The sequence below is a fragment of the Gluconacetobacter diazotrophicus PA1 5 genome (genome assembly GCF_000021325.1).
Classification (GTDB): Bacteria; Pseudomonadota; Alphaproteobacteria; order Acetobacterales; family Acetobacteraceae; genus Gluconacetobacter; species Gluconacetobacter diazotrophicus.
In genome coordinates, this window is record NC_011365.1 from 1855074 (window position 1) to 1878360 (window position 23287).

General features: G+C 60.5%; 27 protein-coding genes and 2 pseudogenes. 17 read left to right on the forward strand and 12 right to left on the reverse strand.

Features of this window, described 5'->3' with window-relative positions; genetic code table 11:
• Positions 1-34: 34 nt before the first annotated feature.
• Positions 35-1378, forward strand: coding sequence for an IS1182-like element ISGdi13 family transposase (locus tag GDIA_RS08355; protein ID WP_012553903.1), 1344 nt, complete (start codon positions 35-37; stop codon positions 1376-1378).
• Positions 1379-1455: 77 nt separating this feature from the next.
• Here GDIA_RS08355 and GDIA_RS08360 read toward each other — a convergent pair whose 3' ends face one another.
• The gene (locus tag GDIA_RS08360) at positions 1456-2292 is read right to left on the reverse strand and encodes an IS5-like element ISGdi1 family transposase (RefSeq protein WP_012222260.1); all 837 of its coding nucleotides are present in this window, start codon (positions 2290-2292) and stop codon (positions 1456-1458) included.
• A 74-nt stretch (positions 2293-2366) separates the two neighbouring features.
• Here GDIA_RS08360 and GDIA_RS19820 point away from each other — a divergent pair.
• Positions 2367-2693 (forward strand): annotated as a pseudogene (locus tag GDIA_RS19820) (hypothetical protein); the annotation flags it as partial.
• 119 nt (positions 2694-2812) lie between these two features.
• Here GDIA_RS19820 and GDIA_RS08365 read toward each other — a convergent pair.
• Positions 2813-3055, reverse strand: a pseudogene (locus GDIA_RS08365) (chromosome partitioning protein ParB); the annotation flags it as partial.
• 58 nt (positions 3056-3113) lie between these two features.
• Between GDIA_RS08365 and GDIA_RS08370 the strand changes: the two are divergent.
• On the forward strand, positions 3114-4106 hold the full coding sequence (locus tag GDIA_RS08370) for an IS481-like element ISGdi9 family transposase (RefSeq protein WP_012553292.1): 993 nt from the start codon (positions 3114-3116) through the stop codon (positions 4104-4106).
• Between the two features lie 68 nt (positions 4107-4174).
• Complete coding sequence (locus GDIA_RS19145; RefSeq protein WP_144880567.1) at positions 4175-4423, forward strand: hypothetical protein; 249 nt, start codon at positions 4175-4177, stop codon at positions 4421-4423.
• A 159-nt stretch (positions 4424-4582) separates the two neighbouring features.
• Here GDIA_RS19145 and GDIA_RS08375 read toward each other — a convergent pair whose 3' ends face one another.
• Positions 4583-5068 (reverse strand): MarR family winged helix-turn-helix transcriptional regulator, encoded by a 486-nt coding sequence (locus GDIA_RS08375; RefSeq protein WP_012553904.1) that lies wholly within the window; start codon positions 5066-5068, stop codon positions 4583-4585.
• Between the two features lie 196 nt (positions 5069-5264).
• Between GDIA_RS08375 and GDIA_RS08380 the strand changes: the two genes are divergently transcribed.
• The 4 genes from GDIA_RS08380 (at position 5265) to acuI (ending at position 8408) form a co-directional block, all read left to right on the forward strand.
• Positions 5265-5693, forward strand: coding sequence for an organic hydroperoxide resistance protein (locus GDIA_RS08380; RefSeq protein WP_012553905.1), 429 nt, complete (start codon positions 5265-5267; stop codon positions 5691-5693).
• A gap of 70 nt (positions 5694-5763) precedes the next feature.
• A complete protein-coding gene (locus GDIA_RS08385; protein WP_012553906.1) occupies positions 5764-6150 on the forward strand; it encodes an MAPEG family protein in 387 nt (128 codons plus the stop codon).
• Between the two features lie 631 nt (positions 6151-6781).
• Positions 6782-7351, forward strand: coding sequence for an acrylate utilization transcriptional regulator AcuR (acuR, locus tag GDIA_RS08390; protein ID WP_244455125.1), 570 nt, complete (start codon positions 6782-6784; stop codon positions 7349-7351).
• A gap of 73 nt (positions 7352-7424) precedes the next feature.
• Positions 7425-8408, forward strand: a complete 984-nt coding sequence (gene acuI, locus GDIA_RS08395) for an acrylyl-CoA reductase (NADPH) (protein WP_012553908.1) — start codon at positions 7425-7427, stop codon at positions 8406-8408.
• 409 nt (positions 8409-8817) lie between these two features.
• On the opposite strand, the gene GDIA_RS08400 is transcribed toward acuI, so the two are convergent.
• From GDIA_RS08400 to GDIA_RS08410, 3 genes are all read right to left on the reverse strand, one after another.
• Positions 8818-9453 (reverse strand): HD domain-containing protein, encoded by a 636-nt coding sequence (locus GDIA_RS08400; protein ID WP_012553909.1) that lies wholly within the window; start codon positions 9451-9453, stop codon positions 8818-8820.
• Positions 9454-9687: 234 nt separating this feature from the next.
• Entirely contained in the window at positions 9688-10458 is a 771-nt protein-coding gene (gene istB, locus GDIA_RS08405; protein WP_012553910.1) for an IS21-like element ISGdi17 family helper ATPase IstB, read from the reverse strand.
• A 155-nt stretch (positions 10459-10613) separates the two neighbouring features.
• On the reverse strand, positions 10614-11672 hold the full coding sequence (locus tag GDIA_RS08410) for an IS481-like element ISGdi10 family transposase (RefSeq protein WP_012222646.1): 1059 nt from the start codon (positions 11670-11672) through the stop codon (positions 10614-10616).
• A gap of 14 nt (positions 11673-11686) precedes the next feature.
• Between GDIA_RS08410 and GDIA_RS08415 the strand changes: the two genes are divergently transcribed.
• Entirely contained in the window at positions 11687-12316 is a 630-nt protein-coding gene (locus GDIA_RS08415; protein WP_049762892.1) for a DUF3363 domain-containing protein, read from the forward strand.
• Positions 12317-12431: 115 nt separating this feature from the next.
• A complete protein-coding gene (locus tag GDIA_RS08420; protein WP_012553911.1) occupies positions 12432-12881 on the forward strand; it encodes a hypothetical protein in 450 nt (149 codons plus the stop codon).
• On the opposite strand, the gene GDIA_RS08425 is transcribed toward GDIA_RS08420, so the two are convergent.
• Genes GDIA_RS08425 through GDIA_RS08435 form a run of 3 tightly spaced genes read right to left on the reverse strand, consistent with a single transcriptional unit; the run spans position 12839 to position 15688 of the window.
• The gene (locus GDIA_RS08425; protein ID WP_012553912.1) at positions 12839-13774 is read right to left on the reverse strand and encodes a LysR family transcriptional regulator; all 936 of its coding nucleotides are present in this window, start codon (positions 13772-13774) and stop codon (positions 12839-12841) included. The two genes, GDIA_RS08420 and GDIA_RS08425, sit on opposite strands and share 43 nt — an antisense overlap.
• Positions 13775-13777: 3 nt before the next feature.
• Entirely contained in the window at positions 13778-14653 is an 876-nt protein-coding gene (locus GDIA_RS18505; protein WP_012553913.1) for an MBL fold metallo-hydrolase, read from the reverse strand.
• Positions 14654-14695: 42 nt separating this feature from the next.
• Positions 14696-15688, reverse strand: a complete 993-nt coding sequence (locus GDIA_RS08435) for an aldo/keto reductase (protein ID WP_280110225.1) — start codon at positions 15686-15688, stop codon at positions 14696-14698.
• A 136-nt stretch (positions 15689-15824) separates the two neighbouring features.
• On the opposite strand from GDIA_RS08435, the gene GDIA_RS18510 reads away from it, so the two are divergent.
• The 4 genes from GDIA_RS18510 to GDIA_RS08445 all read left to right on the forward strand — a co-directional run bounded on the left by GDIA_RS18510 (position 15825) and on the right by GDIA_RS08445 (position 18619).
• Positions 15825-16769, forward strand: coding sequence for a LysR family transcriptional regulator (locus GDIA_RS18510; RefSeq protein WP_012553915.1), 945 nt, complete (start codon positions 15825-15827; stop codon positions 16767-16769).
• Between the two features lie 376 nt (positions 16770-17145).
• Entirely contained in the window at positions 17146-17511 is a 366-nt protein-coding gene (locus tag GDIA_RS08440) for an antitoxin Xre/MbcA/ParS toxin-binding domain-containing protein (protein ID WP_012553916.1), read from the forward strand.
• Positions 17508-18026: an RES family NAD+ phosphorylase gene (locus GDIA_RS18515; RefSeq protein WP_012553917.1), complete on the forward strand. Its 519-nt coding sequence runs from the start codon at positions 17508-17510 to the stop codon at positions 18024-18026. The genes GDIA_RS08440 and GDIA_RS18515 overlap by 4 nt, the downstream gene beginning before the upstream one ends.
• Before the next feature lie 260 nt (positions 18027-18286).
• Positions 18287-18619 (forward strand): DUF4238 domain-containing protein, encoded by a 333-nt coding sequence (locus GDIA_RS08445; protein ID WP_043458825.1) that lies wholly within the window; start codon positions 18287-18289, stop codon positions 18617-18619.
• 19 nt (positions 18620-18638) lie between these two features.
• Here the strand turns inward: GDIA_RS08445 and GDIA_RS08450 are convergent.
• A protein-coding gene (locus GDIA_RS08450; protein WP_157864127.1) for an IS3-like element ISGdi11 family transposase occupies positions 18639-19756 on the reverse strand; the annotation gives its coding sequence in 2 pieces (ribosomal slippage) (positions 18639-19504 and positions 19504-19756; 1119 coding nt in all).
• 31 nt (positions 19757-19787) lie between these two features.
• Here GDIA_RS08450 and GDIA_RS08460 point away from each other — a divergent pair.
• The 3 genes from GDIA_RS08460 (at position 19788) to yghU (ending at position 22051) form a co-directional block, all read left to right on the forward strand.
• A complete protein-coding gene (locus GDIA_RS08460) occupies positions 19788-20396 on the forward strand; it encodes an SDR family oxidoreductase (RefSeq protein ID WP_012553919.1) in 609 nt (202 codons plus the stop codon).
• A 65-nt stretch (positions 20397-20461) separates the two neighbouring features.
• Positions 20462-21157, forward strand: coding sequence for a glutathione S-transferase family protein (locus GDIA_RS08465; RefSeq protein ID WP_012553920.1), 696 nt, complete (start codon positions 20462-20464; stop codon positions 21155-21157).
• A gap of 18 nt (positions 21158-21175) precedes the next feature.
• Entirely contained in the window at positions 21176-22051 is an 876-nt protein-coding gene (gene yghU / locus GDIA_RS08470; RefSeq protein ID WP_012553921.1) for a glutathione-dependent disulfide-bond oxidoreductase, read from the forward strand.
• 73 nt (positions 22052-22124) lie between these two features.
• Here yghU and GDIA_RS08475 read toward each other — a convergent pair whose 3' ends face one another.
• Positions 22125-22766, reverse strand: a complete 642-nt coding sequence (locus tag GDIA_RS08475) for an NrsF family protein (RefSeq protein WP_012553922.1) — start codon at positions 22764-22766, stop codon at positions 22125-22127.
• Positions 22756-23286, reverse strand: a complete 531-nt coding sequence (locus GDIA_RS08480) for a sigma-70 family RNA polymerase sigma factor (RefSeq protein WP_043458827.1) — start codon at positions 23284-23286, stop codon at positions 22756-22758. The genes GDIA_RS08475 and GDIA_RS08480 overlap by 11 nt, the downstream gene beginning before the upstream one ends.
• Between the last annotated feature and the right edge of the window lies 1 nt (position 23287).

Sequence of the window (23287 nt, forward strand, 5' to 3'; positions counted from 1 at the left end):
ACCTGGCTCTGGCGATCTGCGGTAAGCTTTCAGGATGAGCAGCTTCATTCCGTTTGATCGATCGCAGCCGTATCTTCTGCCGCCGGATCTGAAGTCATGGCTGCCGTCGGACGATGTGGCGCATTTCATCGTGGCGGCGGTAGAGCGGGTGCCGTTGAGGGCATTTTCCGTTCCTATGCGGACTGGCGGCAAGGCGCAGTATCATCCGCGCCTGATGCTGGCGCTGCTGATTTACGCCTATGCGAACGGCGTGTTCTCATCGCGTCGGATCGAACGGGCGACATATCGTGATATCGGTATGCGCTTTGTGGCGGCGAACCTGCATCCTGACCATGACACGATCGCGACGTTCCGGCGCGGCAACCGCACGGCGATCGAGGCAGCGTTCATGCATGTACTCCTGCTGGCACGCGAGACGGGACTGGTGCGGCTTGGCACGGTGTCGATCGACGGCACGAAGATCGATGCCAATGCCTCGAAATACCGTTCCATTCGTTATGATCGCGCGAAAGAGCTGCGCGAGAAACTGGCCACCGATATCTCCACCCTGATGGAACGGGCAGAGGCGGCGGATACAACCGATGTGGATCATCAGGCGTTGCCGGAGGAACTGGCCCGGCGGGAGGCTCTGAAGGCAAAGCTGGATGAAGCCTGTGCGCGACTGGAGGCGGAAGCCCGCGAGCAGGCCAAGACCGCCCGACCAGAATATGAGCGCAAGAAGGCAGCTTTTGATGCGAAGCGGGGACGGCGCGGTCGGCCGCCGAAAGAACCGGACGATGAACCGCCACCAGACCGGCAGATCAACCTGACCGATCCGGACAGCAAGCTGATGCGCCGCTCCGACGCGCATGAATACCGGCAAGCCTACAATGCCCAGGCCGTGGTTTGTGCCGAGGGCAGCCAGTTGATCTTGGAAAATGGCGTCGTTGCGACGACGGCGGACGCGCCCAGCTTCGCCGCCACCATCCTGGGTATGGAGGAGAGGATCGGCCTGCCACGAACCGTCCTCGCCGACACGGGTTTCGCCAGCGGCAAAGCCGTCGAAACGTTGCAGGCCAGCGGCGTGGACCCGCTGGTCGCCATCGGACGCCCTGTGAATCGGCGCCCTTATGACTTCCGGCCAGAACCGCCACCCAGGGAGCCGCGCCGGATCACCGAGCCCTGGCGCCTGGAAATGAAGGCCAGGCTGCAACAGAACCCGGCAAAAGCCCTTTACGCCTTACGCAAGCAGACCGTCGAACCGGTCTTCGGTATCATCAAGAGCGCCATGGGCTTCACCCGTTTCCATCTCCGTGGCCTCCCCAACGTCGCAACAGAATGGACGCTCGTCGCCCTCGCATATAATTGCCGTAGGATCACGCGACTGACGGCCGCATAAACGCCGTCGTCGCCATCACTCATCACTACGGCAGCGCCCAATCCGACAGCCTGCTTAGAGCCCGATCCGAAAGTTCTTCAACCGTGACAATGCCTTGCTGTCCGTCGTGTGAGCATTCGGATCGAGGCGATCAATGTCCATGCGGTTGAGGAAGCAATGGATTGTTCCCAGTCTTTGGCGAGCCGCCTGCACCGTCCCAGCCATGCGAATGTCCGTTCAACCACCCAGCGGCGCGGCAGGATCTGAAAGCCCTTCGCCGTATCGGACCGCCTGATGATTTCAAGGGTCCATTTTCCCATGGAGGCGAGCGCGGATCGCAATTTGTCGCCAGCATAGCCGCCATCAGCGAAGATGTGGCGCAGCCAGGGAAAGCGCCTGCGTATCGCTGCCAGGACATCAACAGCCCCATCACGGTCCTGGATGTCGGCGGCATGAACGAGGAGAAAGATCAGGAAGCCGCAGGTATCCGTCACAATATGGCGCTTGCGGCCCTTGACCTTCTTCCCCGCGTCATAGCCCGAAAGCCCGCCACTTTCCGTGGTTTTCACCGACTGGCTGTCAATCACGCCCGCGCTCGGAGAGGCTTCACGCCCCTCGATCTCGCGCAGGCTCATGACCAGCACCGTATTCATGACTTCGAACACTCCGGCACCACGCCAGGCGTAAAAATAGCGCCTGACGGTCGAGACCGGCGGAAAGCATTTCGGCAGCAGGCGCCACGCACACCCGGCCGAGGCTATGTAGAGCATCGCGTTGACCACCTCGCGCATATCCGTAGTGCGGGGGCGACCGCCCCGTTTCGCCGGGGGTACAAATGGCATGATCAAAGCCCACTCCCCGTCCGTCATATCCGATGGATATCGCAACCCTTCCCGGCTATGTTCACGTCGGGCAATACCAGTCCATGTCACCATTCACTCCATCTCTTCGCAAAGACGGATGAATCACAACAGGCTGGTATTGTTCAAAAACTTTCGGATCGGGCTCTTACACCCGGAGCGATGAACCACTGTTCGGCAACTGGGATATCTTTCTCAACGTCATCAATATCGAGGCCCACGTTGCCGTCACTGAAGAGCGGTTATGTTCGGTTCTCTACGGCGGCGAGGAAGAGGATATCCGTCGCCGGGATTTCAAGCTGACCGCCAGTCTGTATGTGCATGTCCTGCGTCCGCTATGCTGGGCAGGATTGCTCCACGAGCACCGAACAGGCACCGGCTTCAGCAGGCGGGAATTCTATACCAAAACGCCCTTATGGCCAGCAGCGCTCAAACTCGAGACGGATCGACACTTGCTGCCGGCGACGCGTCACTGACCATCGCCAGCCGCCAACGCGGGTGCGCGTTGCAATGGCTGCGCCCGGAGACAGTCTCGCCCAATACGAAAGGCGGCTCCCGGAGACCGGAAGCCGCCCATGGTACTCATCAACAGATCTCACTCGGCTGCGACCGCATCAGGACCGTCGGTCATGCGCGCCGCCCCTTCTTCCCTGTCAGTTGGCTCCGGCGCATTCGCGGTCCGCAGAGCCTCGGGTAGCCAACCAGAGCCGTCCAAGAGCCGCTCGGCGGCCTGCGCCATGTCGGCCTTCTTCAGATGGGCAATACGGTCAGCAGCCTCATCGCCGCGTGCTTCGCGCACGGCTGCAAGGATACGTGCCTTGGTGACACGGCCGAGATAGATGTTTGGTCCCGGGATTTGGTGGTGCATTATTTTCACATGAGTGGAAGGATGCGCTATGGGCCAGGTTCACCACGGAAGCGCCACGACGACAGCGGCAGTCCGTCGAGCGATACAACATAGTCAAGAGAGCCTGAGGGTTCTGGCGAAACGCTACGGGATCAACCCGAAGACGGTCGCCAAATGGAAGGGGCGGACCGATACGTCGGATCGACGCACCGGTCCGAAGGTCGCATCCTCAACCATCCTGTCGACCGAAGAAGAAGCGATCGTTGTGGCCTTCCGTCGCCATACCCTGCTGCCTCTTGATGATTGCCTTTATGCGCTTCAGGCGACGATCCCGCATCTGACGCGATCTTCCCTGCACCGTTGTTTTCAGCGCCATGGGATCAGCCGCCTGCCCGAGACCGAAGGCGACAAACCAAAACGGTCGAAGTTCAAGAGTTATCCGATCGGCTATTTTCACATCGACATTGCTGAAGTCCGCACTGAAATGGGGCGCCTTTATCTTCTGGTGGCGATCGACCGGACCTCGAAATTCGCTTTTGTCCAATTGCACGAGAAAGCGACACGTCGCGTTGCCGGTGACTTCCTGCGTGCTCTGGCCGCTGCGGTTCCCTACCGCATCCATACCGTGCTGACCGATAACGGCACGCATTTTACCGATCCGGCCGGCAATGGATGGACACCCGAAGACATCAAGGCCATGCGGGCGGATGGTGTCCTGTTCCGGTGCCACTCTTTTGAACTGGCCTGTGCTGATCTCGATATCGAGCATCGACTGACAAAGCCGCGACATCCCTGGACGAATGGCCAGGTCGAGAGGATGAACCGCACGATCAAGGACGCCACCGTCAAGCGCTTCTACTACGAAACACATGACCAGTTGCGTCAACACCTCGCCGACTTCGTTACCGCCTACAATTTCGCCCGCAGGCTCAAGACCCTGCGCGGCCTCACTCCATATGAATTCATTTGTCAGCAGTGGGAAAAAGAACCATCACGGTTCATACATAATCCGCACCACCAAATCCCGGGACAAAACATCTAGCTCATCCGTCATCGGCCGGGCTACCGGCGGCTCTGCTCTTTCCCTTCCTGCCTGTCGCACTGAATTCCTTGATCCTGGTCGCGACCGGACTGTTGTTCCACAAGGCGATGGGCCGAACCTATCCGCATCTCATTCCTGCGCCCCAACCGGGAAGCCAAAGCTCGGGCCAAGTGTCGATGGAAGACATCGACACCGCTCTCGCGGCCGCAGGTGACACCTTCGACATCGACCCGGACGACCTTCGACGTCTGCTGTCTCTCGCCGAACAGAATGCGATTCGCAGATCAATAAACAGCACGCAAAAATCACGAAGATAATATTCGACACGACAAAATGCGAACGTAACAATACCTACACTTGATGTTCCGCGTGAGCCGCCCCCAGTGCAGAGCGCACCATGATTGCAATGTAACTCCCGAAAACCGCAATCCTGATGAAGTGGCTCGACTAGAAACGTAACGAAGACCTACCCGCGTTCAGTCTCTTCCCATTCGGGTAATCACATGGCTGGTGTCCAACCGACTGCCCAGCGCTGCCTGTTCCAATTGGTTGCGCAGGGCGTCAATCTCCGACTTCAGTCGCATCAGTTGTTCTGGCGTTCGTCCCGTTGCCTCCAGGATACAGGCCGGGATCGACGCTGCTTGCGCCTCGAGCGCCCTGCCCTGCGACGTCAACGTCACCCTGACTTGGCGTTCGTCCTTCGTGTCGCGTGTTCGTTGAAGCAAACCACCCGCCTCCAGTCGCTTGATCAGCGGCGTCAGGGTACTGCTCTCAAGCGCGAGTTTCTCCCCGATCTGCCCCACCAGCAGCCCATCCTGCTCCCACAGCACCGTCATTACGAGATATTGTGGATAGGTTAGGCCGATCGCATCCAACAGCGGCTTGTAGACGCGGTTGAAAGCGTGACTGGTGGAATAGAGCGCGAAGCACAGGAAATGCTCCAGGGTCGGGGCGCCAGGCATGGCAAGTCTCCTTCGAACCCTTCCACATAAGTCGCACACGATTTTATCGCCAGCGCATAGCTGGCGGATCAGCCATGCAAAATTCCACATATCGGACGATTTAGTCGTGTGCGATTTAATATCCATCGAAAGCGAACGGAGCCGGATCTTCCCGCCCGCGCTTCCGAAAGCAACGCGTCGCCAGAAGGACCGAACCATGTCCGTAAATGTTCTCTACCGCACTTCCGCCCGCGCCACCGGTGGCCGCGATGGCCGTTCCGCCACCCTGGACGGCGCGCTGGACGTCAAGCTGACCACCCCCAAGGAACTGGGCGGGCCGGGCGGCGACGGCAACAACCCCGAGCAGCTTTTCGCCACCGGCTATGCCGCCTGCTTCCTGGGGGCCATGAAGTTCGTGGCATCGCGAGGTGACACGACCAAGGTGCCGGCCGACGCCACCGTGACCTCGACCGTCGGCATCGGCCCGCGTTCCGAAGGCGGGTTCGGGCTGGAGATCGCCCTGGCCATCGCCCTGCCGGGTGTCGAGCGCGCCGCCGCCGAGGACCTGGTCGCCAAGGCCCATCAGGTCTGCCCTTATTCCAACGCCACGCGCGGCAATGTCGACGTGAAGCTTTCCGTCGTCTGACGGCGCTGCCCTCACCGGCCCATGACGGGCCGGTGAGTTCCCCTTCTTCTTCACGTAAGAGTTCCTCGCCATGACCTCCGAACTATGGGCCCTACTGGGATCCGCCATTCTCTGTCTTGTGCTGCCCGCGCTATATGGGCCCCTCTATTCCCGCCAGGTCGGACAGGCCGGCGTGATCGGCAACCGCGAGAGCCTTGCCGAGCCGACGGGCGCTGCTGGTCGGGGTCTGCGCGCGCACCGCAACCTGATCGAGAATCTGGTACCATTCGCCATCGCCGTGCTGATCGCACGCGCCGCCGGCATTTCCAACGGGACGACCGTCCTGGGCGCTTGGCTGTTCCTGGGGGCACGGATCGTACATGCCGCGAGTTATGTCGCCGGCATTCCAGGTGTCCGCACCCTGGCGTGGGTCGTGGGTGTCATCGGTACAGTGCTGATCATCGTCCAGATTTTCTGATCGTGTTTCCGAATCGCCCGAACTTTCAACTGGGCGGTGATGGCTTCGAACAGGATTTGTCGAGGGACCGGGGCACCAACAGGCGTCGGAACCACACGAATGCCGCGCACTCCGGCGCAGGTTCGTGGATAAAAAAACCACGAACCGACGACAGGATGCTCAATCATTCAGCGTTTCGGCTGGCTTGATGTCAGGCCATTCATAACAAACTGCCAGGAGCTTTGCCCGGAACATCGAGAGTAGCGGCCTCACGGTCTGCCTTTTTTAGCGGGGGCCTCAGCCACACCGCCAACCCGCTGCACCTGCCGGGCCACGGTGCGCACGCCTTGGTCTATCTGCTGGAACCGCGCTCTGGTCCGCTCGGGCCATCAATGACGGCGACAGGACATATTCACCTGCTGGCTGGGTGATCCGGGCCGCAATGCGCCCAACCTGCTGCGCCACGTCCCTCCTGAACCCCGAAACACGTCTCTTTCTGAACGATTGGGAGGCCCCCGCGCGGCGCAGCTCCGGGATGTCACGCTTGTGATAATTCGCCGCACCATGCGTATTGTTTAATATAGACGATCGGTCTAATTATCATTCCATGGATGCTGACCCTATCCCGCGCCGACGCGGACGCCCCCCGAAATTGGCCGACGATTATGGGCAGACGCGCGATCGCCTGATCCGCGCAGGAGTCGTCGCCCTGACGGAGCAGGGATTCGCGGCCACCGGGCTGGAGGGGCTGCTGCGCGGGGCGGGCGTGCCGAAAGGGTCGTTCTATTATTATTTCGACAGCAAGGAGGCATTCGGCCTCATCCTGATCGAAACCTACGCCGCCTATTTCAATGCCAAGCTGGATCGCTGGCTGACGGACCGGCAGGTGGCACCGCTAGATCGCCTGCGCAATTTCGTCGCAGACGCGACGGCCGGTATGGCTCGGCATGATTTCCGGCGCGGCTGTCTGGTCGGCAATCTTGGGCAGGATCTCGCCATTCTGCCGGACGCCTACCGCCAAGCCCTGCGCGACGTGCTGAAGGGCTGGGAGACACGCCTGGTCGCCTGCCTGGAGGAATGGGGCAGCCCGACAGCCGCAGCGCAGGCGGCGTTTTTCTGGACGGGGTGGGAAGGCGCCGTCCTGCGCGCCCGGCTGGAACGTGGACCGCAGCCGCTCACCCTGTTCCTCGACGGGTTCCTGGCCCTGATCGAAGCCCGATAGGGGCGCACAAACCGCCAGAGCCTATACATATTATTTTGTAGACGATCGGTCTATATGGAAAGGAAGCCGTGACATGTTCGACGCCCTGATGATCGAAAAAACCGCAGACGGAACACAATCGGTCCATGTCGGGCCGGTGGCCGACGACCGGCTGCCTGACGGCGACGTGACAGTGCGCGTCGAATGGTCGACCCTGAATTACAAGGATGCACTGGCCATCACCGGCCGCGGCCCCGTCGTGCGGCAGTTTCCGATGGTCCCCGGCATCGATTTCGCCGGCACGGTGGAAACCTCCGCCCATCCCGGCATTGCCCCAGGCGACCGCGTGGTGCTGAACGGCTGGGGCGTGGGCGAGAAGCACTGGGGCGGCCTGGCCGGAAGGGCCCGCGTGAAGGGGGAGTGGCTGGTGCCGCTGCCCGACGCCTTCACCACGCGCCAGGCGATGGCCATCGGCACGGCGGGCTATACCGCCATGCTGTGCGTGCTGGCGCTGGAACACCAGGGCATCACGCCCGATCGCAGTCCCGTGCTGGTAACGGGAGCGGCCGGCGGCGTGGGCAGCGTGGCCGTCATGCTGCTCGCGCGCCTGGGCTATCACGTCGCGGCTGTGACCGGCCGCCCAGGGGAACAGGACTACCTGACCGAACTGGGTGCCTCCGAGGTCCTGCCGCGCGACGGGTTTTCCGGACCAAGCCGCCCGCTGGAAAAAGCGCGCTGGGCCGGAGCGGTGGATGTCGCGGGCGGAGCGGTGCTGGCGAATGTCTGCGCCGCCATGCTGCCCGACGGTGTGGTGACCGCATGCGGGCTGGCCGCCGGAATGGATTTTCCGACGACGGTCGCCCCCTTCATCCTGCGCGGGGTCACGCTGGTTGGCATCGACAGCGTGATGTGCCCCCGCCCGCGGCGCCTGGCCGCATGGCGCCGGCTGGCCGAACTGATCGACCCCGCGAAACTGGAAGCCATGGTCACCGAAATCCCCCTGGCAGACGCACCGGCCACTGCTACAGCATTGCTGGACGGCAAGGTCAGAGGGCGCATCATCCTGCGCGCACCGTGAACTTGAAAAACGTGCTTCGTCAGATCAAGGCGGGCGGCATCAATTTTTATAGTGGGGGGCGTTCGCTTGTAGAGCGCTCACGCTTTACATGTCATGTGGAGATTACCTCAACCTTGTGACCCTGCCTGCGCAGAATGACATCCCGCTGCAAACAGCTCGGGCAGGCTGGCAATCATGAAGGCTGACGCATAAGTACCCTTTGCATCGTGAGCCCATGCGGCAGCAAACACCACAAAGGCTGCGCCCAGTTGATGCCCCCATCATGATCCAGTCATAGATTACCGGAGCATCACGCTTGCTGAACGCCCGATTAATAAGATCCACCGTCGGCATCGTTTTGCTTATCATCCAGGTTTTCTAAGCACGCTTCGCGCCCTTGCCGGCGGATTTTCCTCCGCCAACAGCGCCCTCACCCTGCCCACGCCGAGCGGCGGATGACACTACAGAAATTTCCCGCGTGGAAATGCGGATCCTTGTCGGCCAAGACGTCGGCCTTCACGTTGCCAAATGTCGTCTCCGGCTTGTGCTTGATCCCGTCATAAAAGGCCTGGATGATATCTTCCTTGAAATGCGCGCCACGTGGATGCGCCCGCACCACCGCCTCGCGTTCCTGATCGCTGTATTCGGGATAGGTCAGTCCCAGCACGTCCATTTCCACACCTGCGGTCACCAGCGCCACGACGGGATGCATGTGTTGCGGGATCCCCGGCGTCGTGTGCAACGCGATCGCCGTCCACACCAGATCTATGTCGGATTGCGCAATCCCATGGCGGTACAGGAAGTCCCTCGCCGCATTGGCGCCATCGACTTCGAAGCGTTCATGGGCACTGCTATGCGTGTGGGTCAGTCCCATGTCGTGGAACATCGCTCCGGCATAAAGCAGTTCCGGATCGAAGCGTAGGCCGCGATGCTGACCAGCCAGCCCGCCGAAATAGAAGACGCGACTGGAATGGTGAAACAGCAGATCGCCCGCCGTATCGCGCACCAGTTCAGTGATTTCGTGGGCCAGAGCGGTGTCGGGAACGCTGATCGTACCGATGGTCATTTCGGGATGTCCTTTCCATGTCGTGAGGTCAGAGTGTGCCGCCCACGCTTCGTCTTCAATTGACGTATCACGTCATATTCTGCCATTTCAGGGCGGATCAGGACATGGAGGCCGGAATGCCTACGCCCAGAACCATCGCCATCCTGGCTGTTAATTTCTGCTGAGATTTGACCCTGGGTTTTCATCGAGAACTGACCCGGCCTTTGGTTATCTCTGCTATGTTTTATGGGCTGGTCAAGCGGTTGCCTTTTCCTTCCGGTTCCTGGGGGCGGCGGAGCTTGCGCGGAACCGGTAGCTGTCATTTCCGGTTTCGAGGATATGACAGTGGTGGGTAAGGCGATCGAGCAGGGCTGTCGTCATTTTGGGATCACCGAAGACTTCGCCCCATTCGCTGAAGCTCAGATTGATGACGCTGGTGCGCTCGTAGAGACGGCTGAGGAGATGGAACAGCAGGGCACCGCCTGATGCGCTGAACGGCAAATAGCCAAGTTCGTCCAGGATCACGAGATCGAGGCGCAGGAGACGTTCCGCGATCTGTCCTGCGCGATTGGCGGTTTTTTCCTGTTCGAGGGCGTTGACGAGGTCGACCGTGGACCAGAACCGTATCTTCTTGCGGTGATGTTCGATCGCCTGCACGGCAAGTGCGGTGGCCAGATGGGTCTTGCCGGTTCCTGGTCCACCAATGAGGACGACGTTGTCGGCACGGTCGATGAAATCCCCGGCATGGAGTTGACGGACCATGGCCTCGTTGACCTCGGCGGCCGAGAAATCGAACCCTGCCAAATCTTTGTAGGCCGGGAACCTGGCAGTCTTGGTTTGATAGGCGATGGAGCGCACCTCTCGCTCGGCGAGTTCCGCCTTCAAAAGCTGGAAGAGGACGGGGATGGCGGCCTCGAATGCCGGCGCACCCTGTTCGGTCAGTTCGGCCGTGGCCTGGGCCATGCCATACATCCGCAGGCCGCGCAGCATGACGACGAGGGCACCGGCCGCGGGATCATGACGCATGACGGGCCTCCCCGCGCAGGGCGTCATACCGTCCGGTATCGGCCTGAGGCTCGCGTTCGAGCACCAATGCCTGCGGCGCGTCGAGCCTGGGTGCTCCTGTTTTGTAGAAGTTTGCACTTAATCTGACGGACGGCTTGAAGTGGCCGGCGTGGATGCTACGCGTTCATGTGGTGTTCGACGTGGCGCCCGATATCTTTTTCGCGGGCGTGGTGGGCTGCGTCAAGGAAGGTTTGCATCGGGGTTTTGCCGAAGCAGTATCGTCCCTGGTGGGTGCGATTGCGGTTGAAGTCATCCATCCATTCGTCGAGGTCTGCCTGGAGTTCGTGGATGCTGTCGTAGATCTTGCGGCGAAAAGTGACACGATAGAACTCGTCGAGCATGGTCTTGTGGAAGCGCTCGACGATGCCGTTGGTCTGCGGGCTGCGCGCCTTGGTGCGGGTATGGTCGATGTTCTCCACCGCCAGATAGAGTTCGTATTCATGGCGGTCATGAGAGCCGCAGAATTCGGTGCCCCGGTCGGTCAGCACGCGCTGGAGCGGGAGATCGTGCAGCTCGAAGAAGGGGATGACGCGGTCGTTGAGCAGGTCGGCAGCGGTAACCGGGGTCTTGCGGTCATAGAGCTTGGCGAAGCCGACCTTGCTGTAGGTATCGACGAAGGTCTGCTGGTAGACGCGACCGACGCCCTTCAGGGTGCCGACATAGAAGGTATCCTGGGCGCCGCAATAGCCGGGACATTCGGTCTCGAACTCGCCCCAGGCCTCCTTGTCGGCCTTGGCCTTCTCCAGGGCCGCAAGCTGGCTTTCGGTGAGGATCAGCCGTTCCTGGGCCATCTTGGCTTCGAGCGCCTTGAGGCGGAGCTTCATGGTAGCGAGGTCGTGGCGCAGCCAGATGCTGCGCACCCCGAAAGGAGAGACGGTGACGCCGCGCTTGAGCAGTTCGTTGGCCACGCGGGCCTGGCCCCAGGCCGGTTGTTCGATGGCGATCGCGACCACTGCTTCCTCAACCGCCGGCTCGACGCGGTTTTTCAGCAAGGGTTTGCGGCGGGAGAGTTCCTGGAGCGCGATTTCGCCGCCTTTGTCGTAGAGCTCCTTGAAGCGGTAGAAGCTGTCGCGCGAATACCCCATCATCTTGCAGGCCTGGGAGACGTTGCCCAGTTGCTTCGATAGTTCCAGCAGGCCAACTTTGGCGCGGATGATCTTCTGGTCACGGGTCATGAGGATATCCTCCGATGGCTGCGGCGGGGGCTGCGTCGCCCGGCCACTCCGCCCCCGCCGCAGCCCTGGTTGAGCTTCAGCAGACACCATCCGTCAGATTTAGTCGAGACTTCTACAGTTATCTGGTCCTGTCCGCGCGTTCCGATCTGGACCTTGCCGCCCAGGTGAAAGCGCCGGGGGCAACATGGCTGGATCATCGACTGGTGGAACGCAAGCCCATGGACCTTGCCCGCACCGGGTTCGGGGCCGAGGTGCGGCAGGCGATGCAGGAGCGCACCCGGCATCTTGCGGATCGCGGGTTGGCGTCATTCCAACAGGACGGATCAGCACGCTACCAGCGCAACCTTCTGGCAACGCTGCGTCAGCAGGAACTCGATCAGGTGGGCGCAAAGCTCGCGCAGGAAAGCGGGTTGACCTACGAGCGCAGCATTCCGGGCCATTTCGTCACCGGCCAGTATGTGAAACGTCTCAGCCTGTCCTCCGGGCGCTTCGCCATGATCGACAACGGTATGGGCTTCCAGCTTGTGCCCTGGGCACCGTCGCTGGAAAAGCAGCACGACCGTTATGTCGATGGCGTCGCCCGTGATGACGGGGGAGTCGACTGGCGACATGACCGCAAACGCGATCTTGGGATCAGCATGTGAACCACGCTGCCCGTTCTTTTCACGCTGTCGCCCGCCTCGGTACACTCGACGCAGTTTCGGTCTTGTTCCAGGAAAAGTTTTTCGGTCACATCATGGCTTTTCATGGAGGGTTTCCATGCGTGACCGCCTGAACGTCTCCCTGCCCGTCGCCATGATCTCGCAGATCGGTGACCTTGCCGCGCGTCGGAAGGTGACGCGCTCCGCCGTGGTGGAAGCGGCAGTCGCCTCGCTCCTGTCACCCGATAGCGCCGCAAAAAGCGAAGCCGCCCTGACACGACGTCTAGACCGGCTCACGCGCCAGATGCAGCGCCAGGAGCGTGACCTGATGATCGCGCTGGAAACACACGCCCTGTTCATCCGCTTCTGGCTGGGACAGATGCCGCCCCTGCCCGCCGAAGCCCAGGCCGCCGCCAATGCGCTGGGTCAGGAACGGTTTGCCCGGTTTCTGGACACGCTGGGACGGCGGCTGTCTCAGGGGCGGTCGTTTCGTGACGACATCCCGCTCGATATTCCCGCCATGCGTCAGACACCTCCGACACCGGGGACAGAAACGTCATCCTCATGATGGTGCCGCGCCAATTCGATAAAGCGGGCGAGAACAGGATCGCTTTCTCCATCCCGCCAGCACAGGGTGAGATCGACTGTCGTCGGGCCGCTTTCATCCATGATGGGCCGGAAGACGACGCCATCCATTCTGATACCCGTAGCACCTTCCGTCACGAGCAGAATCTTATCCCCGTGACGGACAAGCGCCAGCAGCCGGTCGATGGCGGCGTCGTGAAATATGATACGCTCGGGCAGAATGCCATGCAGCAGCACGAGCTTGCGAAGCTCCATGCCTGCACCACGACGCGGGAGCGTCAGGAGACAATGTGACAGGCCGGGCCACATCACCGCCGCCCGCGCCGCGAGGGGGTGATCCCGCGCGATAGCCACCAGCACTCTTTCCGGCCCCAGCGGGACGCCTCGGGCGGCCCAGCCCTCGCCCGCTATGACGATCGCGGCGTCGAGGCGGGAGGCCGCCACATCCCGCAGCAAAATCTCGCGTGGGCCGTCCATGATTTGGAGGTCCACATCGGGGCATACGGTCTGATACCGTTCAAGAAGGTTGGCCACCACACCGTTGCCAAAGGACACCTGCACACCAAGGCGGAGCCTGCCCACCACCCCGTTATGCCGCAGGCGTAGATGCAGCATGGCTTCGTCCATGCCATCCAGCACGGAGGCGGCTATCTTCGTGAACGCCACACCCGCCGCCGTGAGTTGCGCACCGGTCCGCATTCGCTCGAACAGGGGAATGCGAAGCGCATGCTCTAACGCCTGGATGGAGCGCGTCAGCGTGCCCTGATCGACTTCCAAGGCCAGAGCCGCCTGACGCAGGCTACGATGCTCCGCAACCGCGATCACTCGCCGAAGATCGCGGATGTTGAAGCCATAATCGTAAACTTTTCCGTGCATGTTTCAGATGATCGCAGGACACCATGGCTCTTCATAGAAGCTGTATTTCCCGTTTTCTTTAAGGATTCGAATGAAACCGGGAAAATTAAGATGCAAGCCACCAACGAGTTCACCGCCCGATGCGACCATATCAAGCGTCCGATGCCTTGTCCGACAAGCCTCTACCGGATCCACGTCAAAAGCGATGGTGACGTCTGGATACGGTATCTGAATATCGGGAAAGTGGACAATATCGCCCCATATCAAGAGACTGGAACCGCCTGAACTGATCCGATAGCCGCCATGTCCGGGCGTGTGGCCCGGAAGCGGCACAAACTCTATGCCCGGAAGGACTTCGCCCGCAGTCACGAGGGTCATGCGAGCGCGGTAAGCCGCCAATGCATTACGAGCCAGCATGAATTTAGGACGGGCATTGTCTGGAATTCCAAATGAATATTTTTCATCCGTCCAAAATTCATATTCATGCTGGGAGAGAATCAGTTCCGCGTTTTTGAACACAGGCGTTTCTCCCGCCGCTGCCAACCCTCCGATATGATCGGGATGTGCATGTGTCAGCAACACAGCATCAATGTCATCCAGTTCTATATTGGCCGCCAAAAGTGCCGAACGGAGCCGCCCTCCCCAGCCGTTAAAGCCGCCAGCGCCAGTATCTATGAGAACCGTCTTCCGCCCATCCTGAACAACATAGGCTCCTACACTGAGTCTCGCCTGCGGGGGGCGGTGGACCGCCCGCATCATTTCTTCCGCGCCGGGTGGCGATATGCCGTCCAGAAGACTGAAATTCAAATCAAGATACCCATCGTTCAGGACCGTGACGATCACATCGCCAATCTGGCGGCGATTGAGACCAACAGCCTGTTCTGTCGGGAAAACAACCATGTCGTTACCTCGCAATAATCGAAACATGAAGGCAATACACCGCTAAAATCCGACAACTGGGTGCGGAATGTAGGGCTGTTCCAGCGCCGCGATTTCATCAGCCGTCAAACGGATAGAGAGCGCCGCCAGAGCGTCATTCAAATGACCTGGCTTTGAAGCGCCTATGATAGGAGCGCTTATGCCCTGTTTTTGCAGGACCCACGCCAGCGCGACCTGCGCGCGGGATACCCCACGCTGCTTTGCGATCAAACCCACCGCCTCGATCACCGCCCGATCGGCGTCCATCGCTTTCGCGTAAAGCGTCGAGCCGTAATTGTCGGTTTCTTGTCGATACGTGTTTTCATTCCAATCTCTTGCGAGACGTCCGCGTGCAAGCGGACTCCAAGGTAAGATGCCGATGCCTTGATCCTGGCAGAATGGCAGCATTTCACGCTCTTCTTCGCGATTGAGCAGATTGAAATGGTCTTGCATGCTGACGAACTCGGTCCAACCATTAAGACGAGCCGTATAGACCGCCTTGACGAACTGCCACGCATACATGGAGGACGCGCCGATATATCGGGCCTTACCTGCCTTTACGACGTCGTGCAGGGCTTCCATCGTCTCTTCTATCGGTGTTGCGGGATCCCATCGATGGATCTGATAGAGATCGACGTAATCAGTACCCAGGCGACGCAGGCTGTTGTCGATCTCGTTCATGATCGCTTTACGGGAAAGCCCCCCAGCATTCGGGACCGCGCGCCTGGGAAAGAAAACCTTTGTCGCCAGCACGATATCTTCGCGACGAGCAAAGTCGCGTATCGCACGCCCCACGATCTCTTCCGATGTCCCGTCCGAGTAACTGTTGGACGTATCGAGAAAGTTAATGCCCATTTCCAAGGCCTGCCGGATCAATGGACGGCTGTTTTCTTCGTTCAACGTCCACGGATGGCCACCACGTTCCGGGACGCCATATGTCATGCAGCCAAGACATAGTCTTGAAATTTGAAGGCCCGTTTTTCCTAACCGTCCATAATCCATCGCTTTGTGTCCCATTCGCTTACACCGGCTATGCCCACGACAAGCTGTGTGGGACAGCATTCGAGTGCCGTTCGATTATCGATTGAGCCACAGCTACAAAGCTGACAAAATAGTCATTATTTTCATCTGAATGATGAGGAATATCTCATCTATGATCCGTCCCAGCATAACAGCGCTCGAAACGTTTGTTGCGGTCGCGCGGCATCGCAGCTTCCGCAAAGCAGCCGCTGAACGCGGCATCAGCGCCTCCGCCCTGAGCCATATCATTCGTGATTTGGAGACGTCACTTGGTATCCGATTATTCAATCGCACCAACCGGACCGTTCGGATTACAGCTGCCGGCGAGCAATTTCTTCATCGCGTTGCCCCGGCCTTGGGCGAACTGACCGAAGCCTATGAGCAAATAAATACCCTTCGGGACAAACCAAGAGGCACCTTGCGGCTGAATGTTCCCAGAAGCGCCGCCGAACTCGTTATTCGACCTTTGCTCGGTCGTTTTATGTCCGAGTATCCCGACATCACGCTAGAAGTCGTCACCAATGACGGTCTCGTGGATATTGTCGCAGCAGGCTTCGATGCTGGTATCCGCATCACCGAACGATTGGAACAAGATATGATTGCAGTTCCGGTCGGCCCGCAAAGACGCTTTGCTGTCGTGGGAGCCCCGTCTTATTTTGCTGATCGATCAGTCCCCCGGCACCCTGGCGAGTTACACAATCATGCATGTATCGGACGCAGCTATCCCAGCGGCGTCCTCCGCACTTGGACATTCGCAAAAGATGCTGAAACTTATGAACTGACGATCAGAGGTCCACTCATTGTCGATGAGCACATTTTGATGCTGCAAGGCGCATTAGATGGCGTGGGTATTGCCTATGTCTATGAAAGCCTTGTCGAAGAATACCTTCGGGAAGGAAGCCTGATCCGCGTTCTAGAGGATTGGTGTCCGATAATGCCCGGCTTTTTCCTTTGTTATCATGGTCGGCGACACATTCCCGCTACGCTGCGCGCCTTCATAGAGGTGGCACGAACGGCGCACCATCAAAACCAGGACGGACTGGAAGGCGACTTTGGTACATCACCCTCCAGAGATTAGGTCCGGATTCCACCGCAACCTGAGAATCGCATCCCGATTCGTACGCTTCCCGACCCTCTGGCGCCACACTCGATGCGTCCACCTGCTACGCTGGAATTCTCTCCCGTTTGATTCCTATATGATTCCAGTTGGTGGGCTAGAAACGCCAAAGGCCGCCCGAGGGGCGGCCTAAGCGTTTGATTTCATTTGGAATTCATGGTTGCGGGGGAAGACAACCAACGATACTTGCGATTGGTGGATCGAGAGATACCCTGTCTCGCCGCATGACAAAGTCACCATGCCAAAGCGCATGGGCATATCCAATTGAAATCCTTGCCATAGGCAATCCGCCTCATATATGATCCCATATCATGGTCAATATATGAGGCACCCGGTCATGTCTGAGACCACATTCCTCTCCGACGCCTTCGATCAATCAGGACTGGTCGCCGCGGAACGGCTGAGCAATATCCTACACATCACAAGGGGTGAACTGGCCATAACACTGGGCCTGTCACGTGACGCCGTCTCCAAAAGCGCACGCCTCGGCCGCCCCGCCACCCAAGCGAGACTGCGCGACATGGTCGAGATCCTCAATCGCGTCCGGCCATGGGCGGGCTCGGCCCAACAGGCTTTCGCATGGTACCGGTCACAACCCCTACCCTCCTTCGGTGATCAGACTGCCGAAGCGCTTGTTCGGGAAGGACGCGCCGATGCCGTCCGGCGCTATCTGGATCGGATTGCAACCGGCGGTTACGCGTGAGGTTTACCGGACGGGTATTCAGGGCTCACAATCCCCGCTGGTCTTTCACCCCGTTATCAGGCGACGGTGCGGCTCTTCACGGAGGACGCTTCAACCCGATTGGCACACCTGCCCTTTACACGTCACTTCGGATGGAGACTGCATGGCTCGAAGCCCAGCAGGGTTTCCCATTCAAACCGCAACCTTTGACCATCTGCGCTTATGACGTCGATAGCGAACCAGTCCTCGATCTGACCGATCTCTCCAATTTTAACAACCTGGACTTCTCACCTGCCATCTTGGCCTGTCCTTGGGAAAACCTCGCTGACCAGGGCAAGACACCGCCGTCATGGGAACTAGCTAAGGCACTCATGGCGAATGGAACTGCTGGCGTCATCGTCCCGAGCTTTGCCCCTGGAGCGACAGAAAATGACAGAAACCTCGTCTTCTGGGCATGGTCGGACAGCCTGTCCTCCCGCGTAACCGTCATTGATGATGAGAGGCGACTGCCTGTAACGGCAGCGTCGTGGTCATAAGCTAACCGGAGAGTAAAACTGCCGAATGGAGCTCCCAGCACCGAGGAGTGACGACTTCTATGGGGGGCAGCAGAATGTCGGCTATTGGGAAGGGATGATTGAAAGCAGTCATTTGCAGCTTCCACGTTCATGACGACTATCGACCAGACCACGACATTAGTTACGTTTCGCGTGAACGTCCGCTCTTTGGAAATGGCGGCGGTTAACCTGTATAAACGGCCAGGCTTGGCGCTATGGGCTTCGAAAGGGATTCAAACCTGATGCCGCTGAATAAGAGCCATCACTTCGTGCCACAGTTCCTGCTGCGATTTTTCTCCGTCGATGGCTCATCGGTTGGCCTTTACAACTTACGCTCCGGCAGAATCGTCACAGGAGCGAGCCTCAAGCATCAAGCCTGCCGGGATTGGTTCTACGGCCGCGACGGAAAGAGCGAGCATGCTCTGGGGCAGATCGAAGGCGGTGCCAGCTCTGTCCTGCGGCGAATGATCGCGACCGGCCGGCCCCCGAAGCGATACAGCGCCGATCACCGCGTGCTAGCGACCTTCCTGCTCATCCAGTCGGCGCGGACGGCACAGGCCGCCGTCGCGGCTTGACCCTGCCCCGAACGTGCCCTCAGTTTTGAGTTAGGGTCTGTGTATTGTTGTATGCCTTGGTGGCGTGTTGAGCGAAAGCCTCTGGCGTCATGCCATTGAGGCTGGTGTGAGGCCTGACGGCGTTGTAGTCGGCCCGCCAGTCCTCGATGACCGTCCGAGCGTGGGCGATGTTACGGAACAGATGCTCATTGAGGCATTCGTCGCGGAACCGGCCGTTGAAGCTCTCGACGAACCCGTTCTGCTGCGGCTTGCCCGGTGCGATATAGTGCCACAGCACCGATCGCTTCTGCTGCCAGGCCAGGATCGCGTTCGATGTCATCTCGGTGCCATTGTCGCTAACGATCATCAGCGGCCAGCCGCGATGCTCGCCGATCCGGTCGAGTTCACGACCGAGGCGTTCGCCTGATAACGAGGTGTCCGCCACCAGCGCCAGACATTCGCGCGTGTAGTCGTCGACCACCGTCAGCACCCGGAAGCGCCGTCCGTTGTTCAATGCATCCGAGACGAAATCCAGGCTCCAGCGCTGGTTCGGCCCGTCGGGCAGCATCATCGGCGAGCGCGTGCCCAGCGCCCGTTTCCGGCCGCCACGCTTGCGGACCGACAGCCCCTCTTCGCGATACAGCCGGAACAGCTTCTTGTGGTTCATCGTCATTCCTTCCCGGCCGAGCAGGATATGCAGTCGCCGGTAGCCAAATCGCCGTCGCTCCCCAGCCAGTTCGCGCAGCCGCCCGCGCGCTGCGGCATCATCCGGGCGGCGTGACGCATAGCGCCAGGTCTTCGGGTCCATGCCGATCAGCCGGCAGGCCCGTCGCTGCGAATACTCTTTCTCCCGGATCGCCCAGGTCACGGCTTCCCGCCGCAAACCGGGCGTCACGAGTTTTTTGCCAGTAGTTCCTTCAGCGTCGAGACGTCCATCACGCTCTCCGCCAGAAGCCGCTTCAGCTTCGCGTTCTCTTCTTCAAGAGCCTTGAGGCGCCGCGCTTCCGACACCTCCATCCCGCCGTATTTCGACCGCCAGGTGTAGAAGGTCGCGTCACTGATCCCGTGCTTGCGGCACAGATCCGCAGCCGTAGCGCCCGCCTGATGCTCTTTCAGGACCCCGATAATCTGGTCCTGCGTAAATCGCGCTTTCTTCATCGTCTGTCTCCAGTGGACAGACCTTACTTCAATGCGAGGGCATTTCAGGGGGCAAGGTCACCAGGGCGACGTCCGCGACAACGTCGATCTCGAGCGCCTGTTCGACAAGATCCGACAGGACAAGGGCCGGATCGACGTCCTCGTCGCCAATTCCGGCATCGTCCTGCCTCAGACGCTCGATCACGCGACGGAAGAGAATTTCGACCGAACGTTCGATGTGAACGTGCGCGGTCTCTATTTCACCGTCGAGCGGGCGTTGCCGCTTCTGACGGAAGGAAGTTCGGTCATCATCCTGTCGTCCATCGCGGCGAACAAGGGCGTGCCGGGTTACGGAACCTACAGCGCTAGCAAGGCCGCCGTCCGCAGCTTCGTCAGAACATGGACGGCCGAACTTCTGGGGCGTGGCATCCGGGTGAACGCCATCAGCCCCGGCCCGTTCGATACTCCGATCATGGACGGACAGGCCGATACGCCGGACGGCGCAGACGCCGTGCGCGCGAAATGGGCTTCCGCTGTGCCGATGCAGCGTCTGGGCCGGCCGGAAGAACTCGCCGCGGCAGCGCTGTTCCTCGCGTCCAGCGAAAGCAGCTATATCGCGGGCATTGACCTGATCGTCGACGGCGGCGCTACTGGAGTCTGAGCACTCCGCACCGCCAGTGGGGACGCCGCAGCAAGTGGCATCCCCTCTAAGATACGAGAATTCTCATGATCCGCTTCTATTTTCACCCGACGCCGAACCCCGCCAAGGTCGCCCTGTTTCTCGAAGAGGCCGGGCTGCCCTACGAGGCCATTCCGGTCGATACCCGCAAGGGCGAACAGCATGCGGCGTGGTTTCTGAAAATCAATCCGAACGGCAAGGTCCCCGCCATCGTCGATACGAATGGCCCGGGCGGTCCGGAGACGCGGGTCTTCGATTCCACAGCCATCCTGCTCTACCTGGGCGAAAAGACGGGACAGTTCCTCGGCACCGACGCCGACAGGCCCGAACTCCTCTCGTGGCTGATGCTCGTCGCGACCGGGATCGGTCCGTATTTCGGGCAGGCCGTGCATTTCCAGTATGCCGCCCCGGAAGGCCTAGATTACGCTATCAACCGCTATCGCCGCGAGGCGGAGCGCCATCTTCAAATTCTCGACGACCGCATGAAGGACCGGACGTTCTTCGTCGGCGAGTCCTACACCATCGTCGATATGTCCGCCTGGGGATGGCTCGATCGCGTGCCGCGCGTGCTGAAGGACGACCGCGCCCTCGCGCGCTGGCCGAACCTGACCGCGTTCATGACCCGTATGGCCGGGCGTCCCGCTGTCGGGCGCGTCGGGACGCTCATGACCACACACGACTTCAAAACCGAGATGGACGAACAGGCCCGTCGCGCCCTGTTTCCCTCGAATTTCCCGCTGTAATCGCGAAAGGATCGTCCAATGGCCCCGTCCAGTCCGTATGTGCCGCCGAAAGTCTGGTCCTGGGATGCGCCCAACGGCGGCAAATTTGCCGGAACCAACCGCCCGGTTGCAGGCCCCACGCATGAGAAGGCGCTTCCTGTCGGCCGCCATCCGCTCCAGCTCTATTCGCTGGGGACGCCGAACGGCGTGAAGGTCACGGTCATGCTGGAAGAGCTGCTGGCGGCGGGTCATGCGGGCGCCGAGTATGATGCGTGGCTGATCAAGATCGGGGAGGGCGATCAGTTCGGTTCCGGTTTTACCGACGTCAACCCGAACTCCAAGATCCCGGCACTCGTGGACCATAGTCTGGCCCAGCCGCTGAATATTTTCGAGTCCGGCTCCATCCTGTTGTATCTCGCCGAGAAATTCGATGCGTTCCTGCCGAAGGATATTGCGGGTCGAACGGCGTGTCTCAACTGGCTGTTCTGGCAGGTCGGAAGCGGCCCCTATATCGGTGGCGGCTTCGGGCACTTCTATGCCTATGCGCCGGAAAAAATCGAATACGCGATCAACCGCTTCACCATGGAGGCCAAGCGTCAACTCGACGTTCTCAATCGGCGACTTGCCGAAAGCCCGTTCATCGCGGGCGACGACTACACGATTGCCGACATGGCGATCTTCCCGTGGTATGGCGGCCTCGTGGAGGGCTGGATGTATAACGATGCCGCCACGTTCCTGAACGTACAGGACTATCCGCATGTCCGGGCCTGGGCGGACCGGCTGCTCGAACGCCCGGCCGTCCGGCGTGGTCGAATGGTCAACCGTATGGTCGGCGAGCCGTCAAGCCAGCTGCACGAACGCCATGATGCGTCCGACTTCGAGACGAAAACGCAGGATCGGCTCGCCCAGGGCTGATGTTTCGTGGACCGGTCCCGCTGAAAACCGGCCCTCGGCCGCCATCCGGACCAGGATGGCGGTGTTGTTCACCCTACCAGCGGGTCAGTGGCGGCAGGATCAGACGTGTCACGAGTGTCACGACGCTGCAGGCCGCCGAATACCAGACGGCGACATAAAGCGGGTCATCGAACGGACAGGCCAGCGCGAAGGCCAGCGCGCCAAAGGCCGCGGCGGCGATCCCCACTGCCCAGGCCGTGCCGCGCGCATCCACCGGGGCGCCGCGCCGCGCGAACAGGCCGAGCGCCAGCACCGCCGGCAGGGACAATTCCACGATTTTCCGCGCGCAGACGATGCCATGCGCCGGATCGAGTCGCTGCCAGAGCACGGCGGGGCCGGCCTGAAGCACGTCCACCAGCCAGCCGAACGCGAGCGCCGCGAGGGCGAGCATGCCCACGATGCGCAGACCTCGTCGCGGTGAGCGTGTGGGATCGAGCGACAGCAGCGCCGTGGTCCCGCCGACGGCGGCAATCACGGCCAGGCTTGCGGCCTTCCACCAGAAGCTCGGCATCCCCATGGCGTGCGGCATGTCCGGACGCATCAGGCCCAGCTTCAGCACGAAGACGATCTCGATCACGCCCAGCGCCAACAGGATCGTCGCGTCCCGCCACGGCGTCCGCCGTCTGACGGGCCGCAGGCCGGTCGCGAGCCGATCGATCAGGGGATCAGTCGACATCACTACCTCGCATTACTAAAGCATTCATGCGGGTCAGACCGCGATGAATGTTGACCTTGACCAGCGTGACGGACTGTCCCGTTCGGCGTGCCGCCTCCTCGATACTCAACCCGCGCAGCTTGACGAGGCGGATGGCTTCCGCCTGCGCTGGCTTCAACTGCCCGAGCAGGCGCTCCAGCGCATAGGCCGTCGTCACCTGCTCCTCATGATCCTGCACCGGCAGATCGTCGTCGAGCGGCGCATCATTCGCCCGGCTGGCGGCCCGCAACCGATCGATCCACTTGTATCGAGCGATCGCCGCGATCCAGGGGCCGAACTTCTGGGACGGATTGAATGTATGCCGTTTCTCGTGAACGGCAAGCAACGTGTCCTGTACTGCATCGTCAACCATGGATAGCGGCAGACGCCGGAGAAAGAAGCGTCTCAGCCATGTCTGCGCCTCGGCGAGCACGCGGCGATAGGCGTCGGCATCGCCGGCCTGAGCCGCTGCCATCCAGCGGCTCCAATCCGCTTCCGTCACG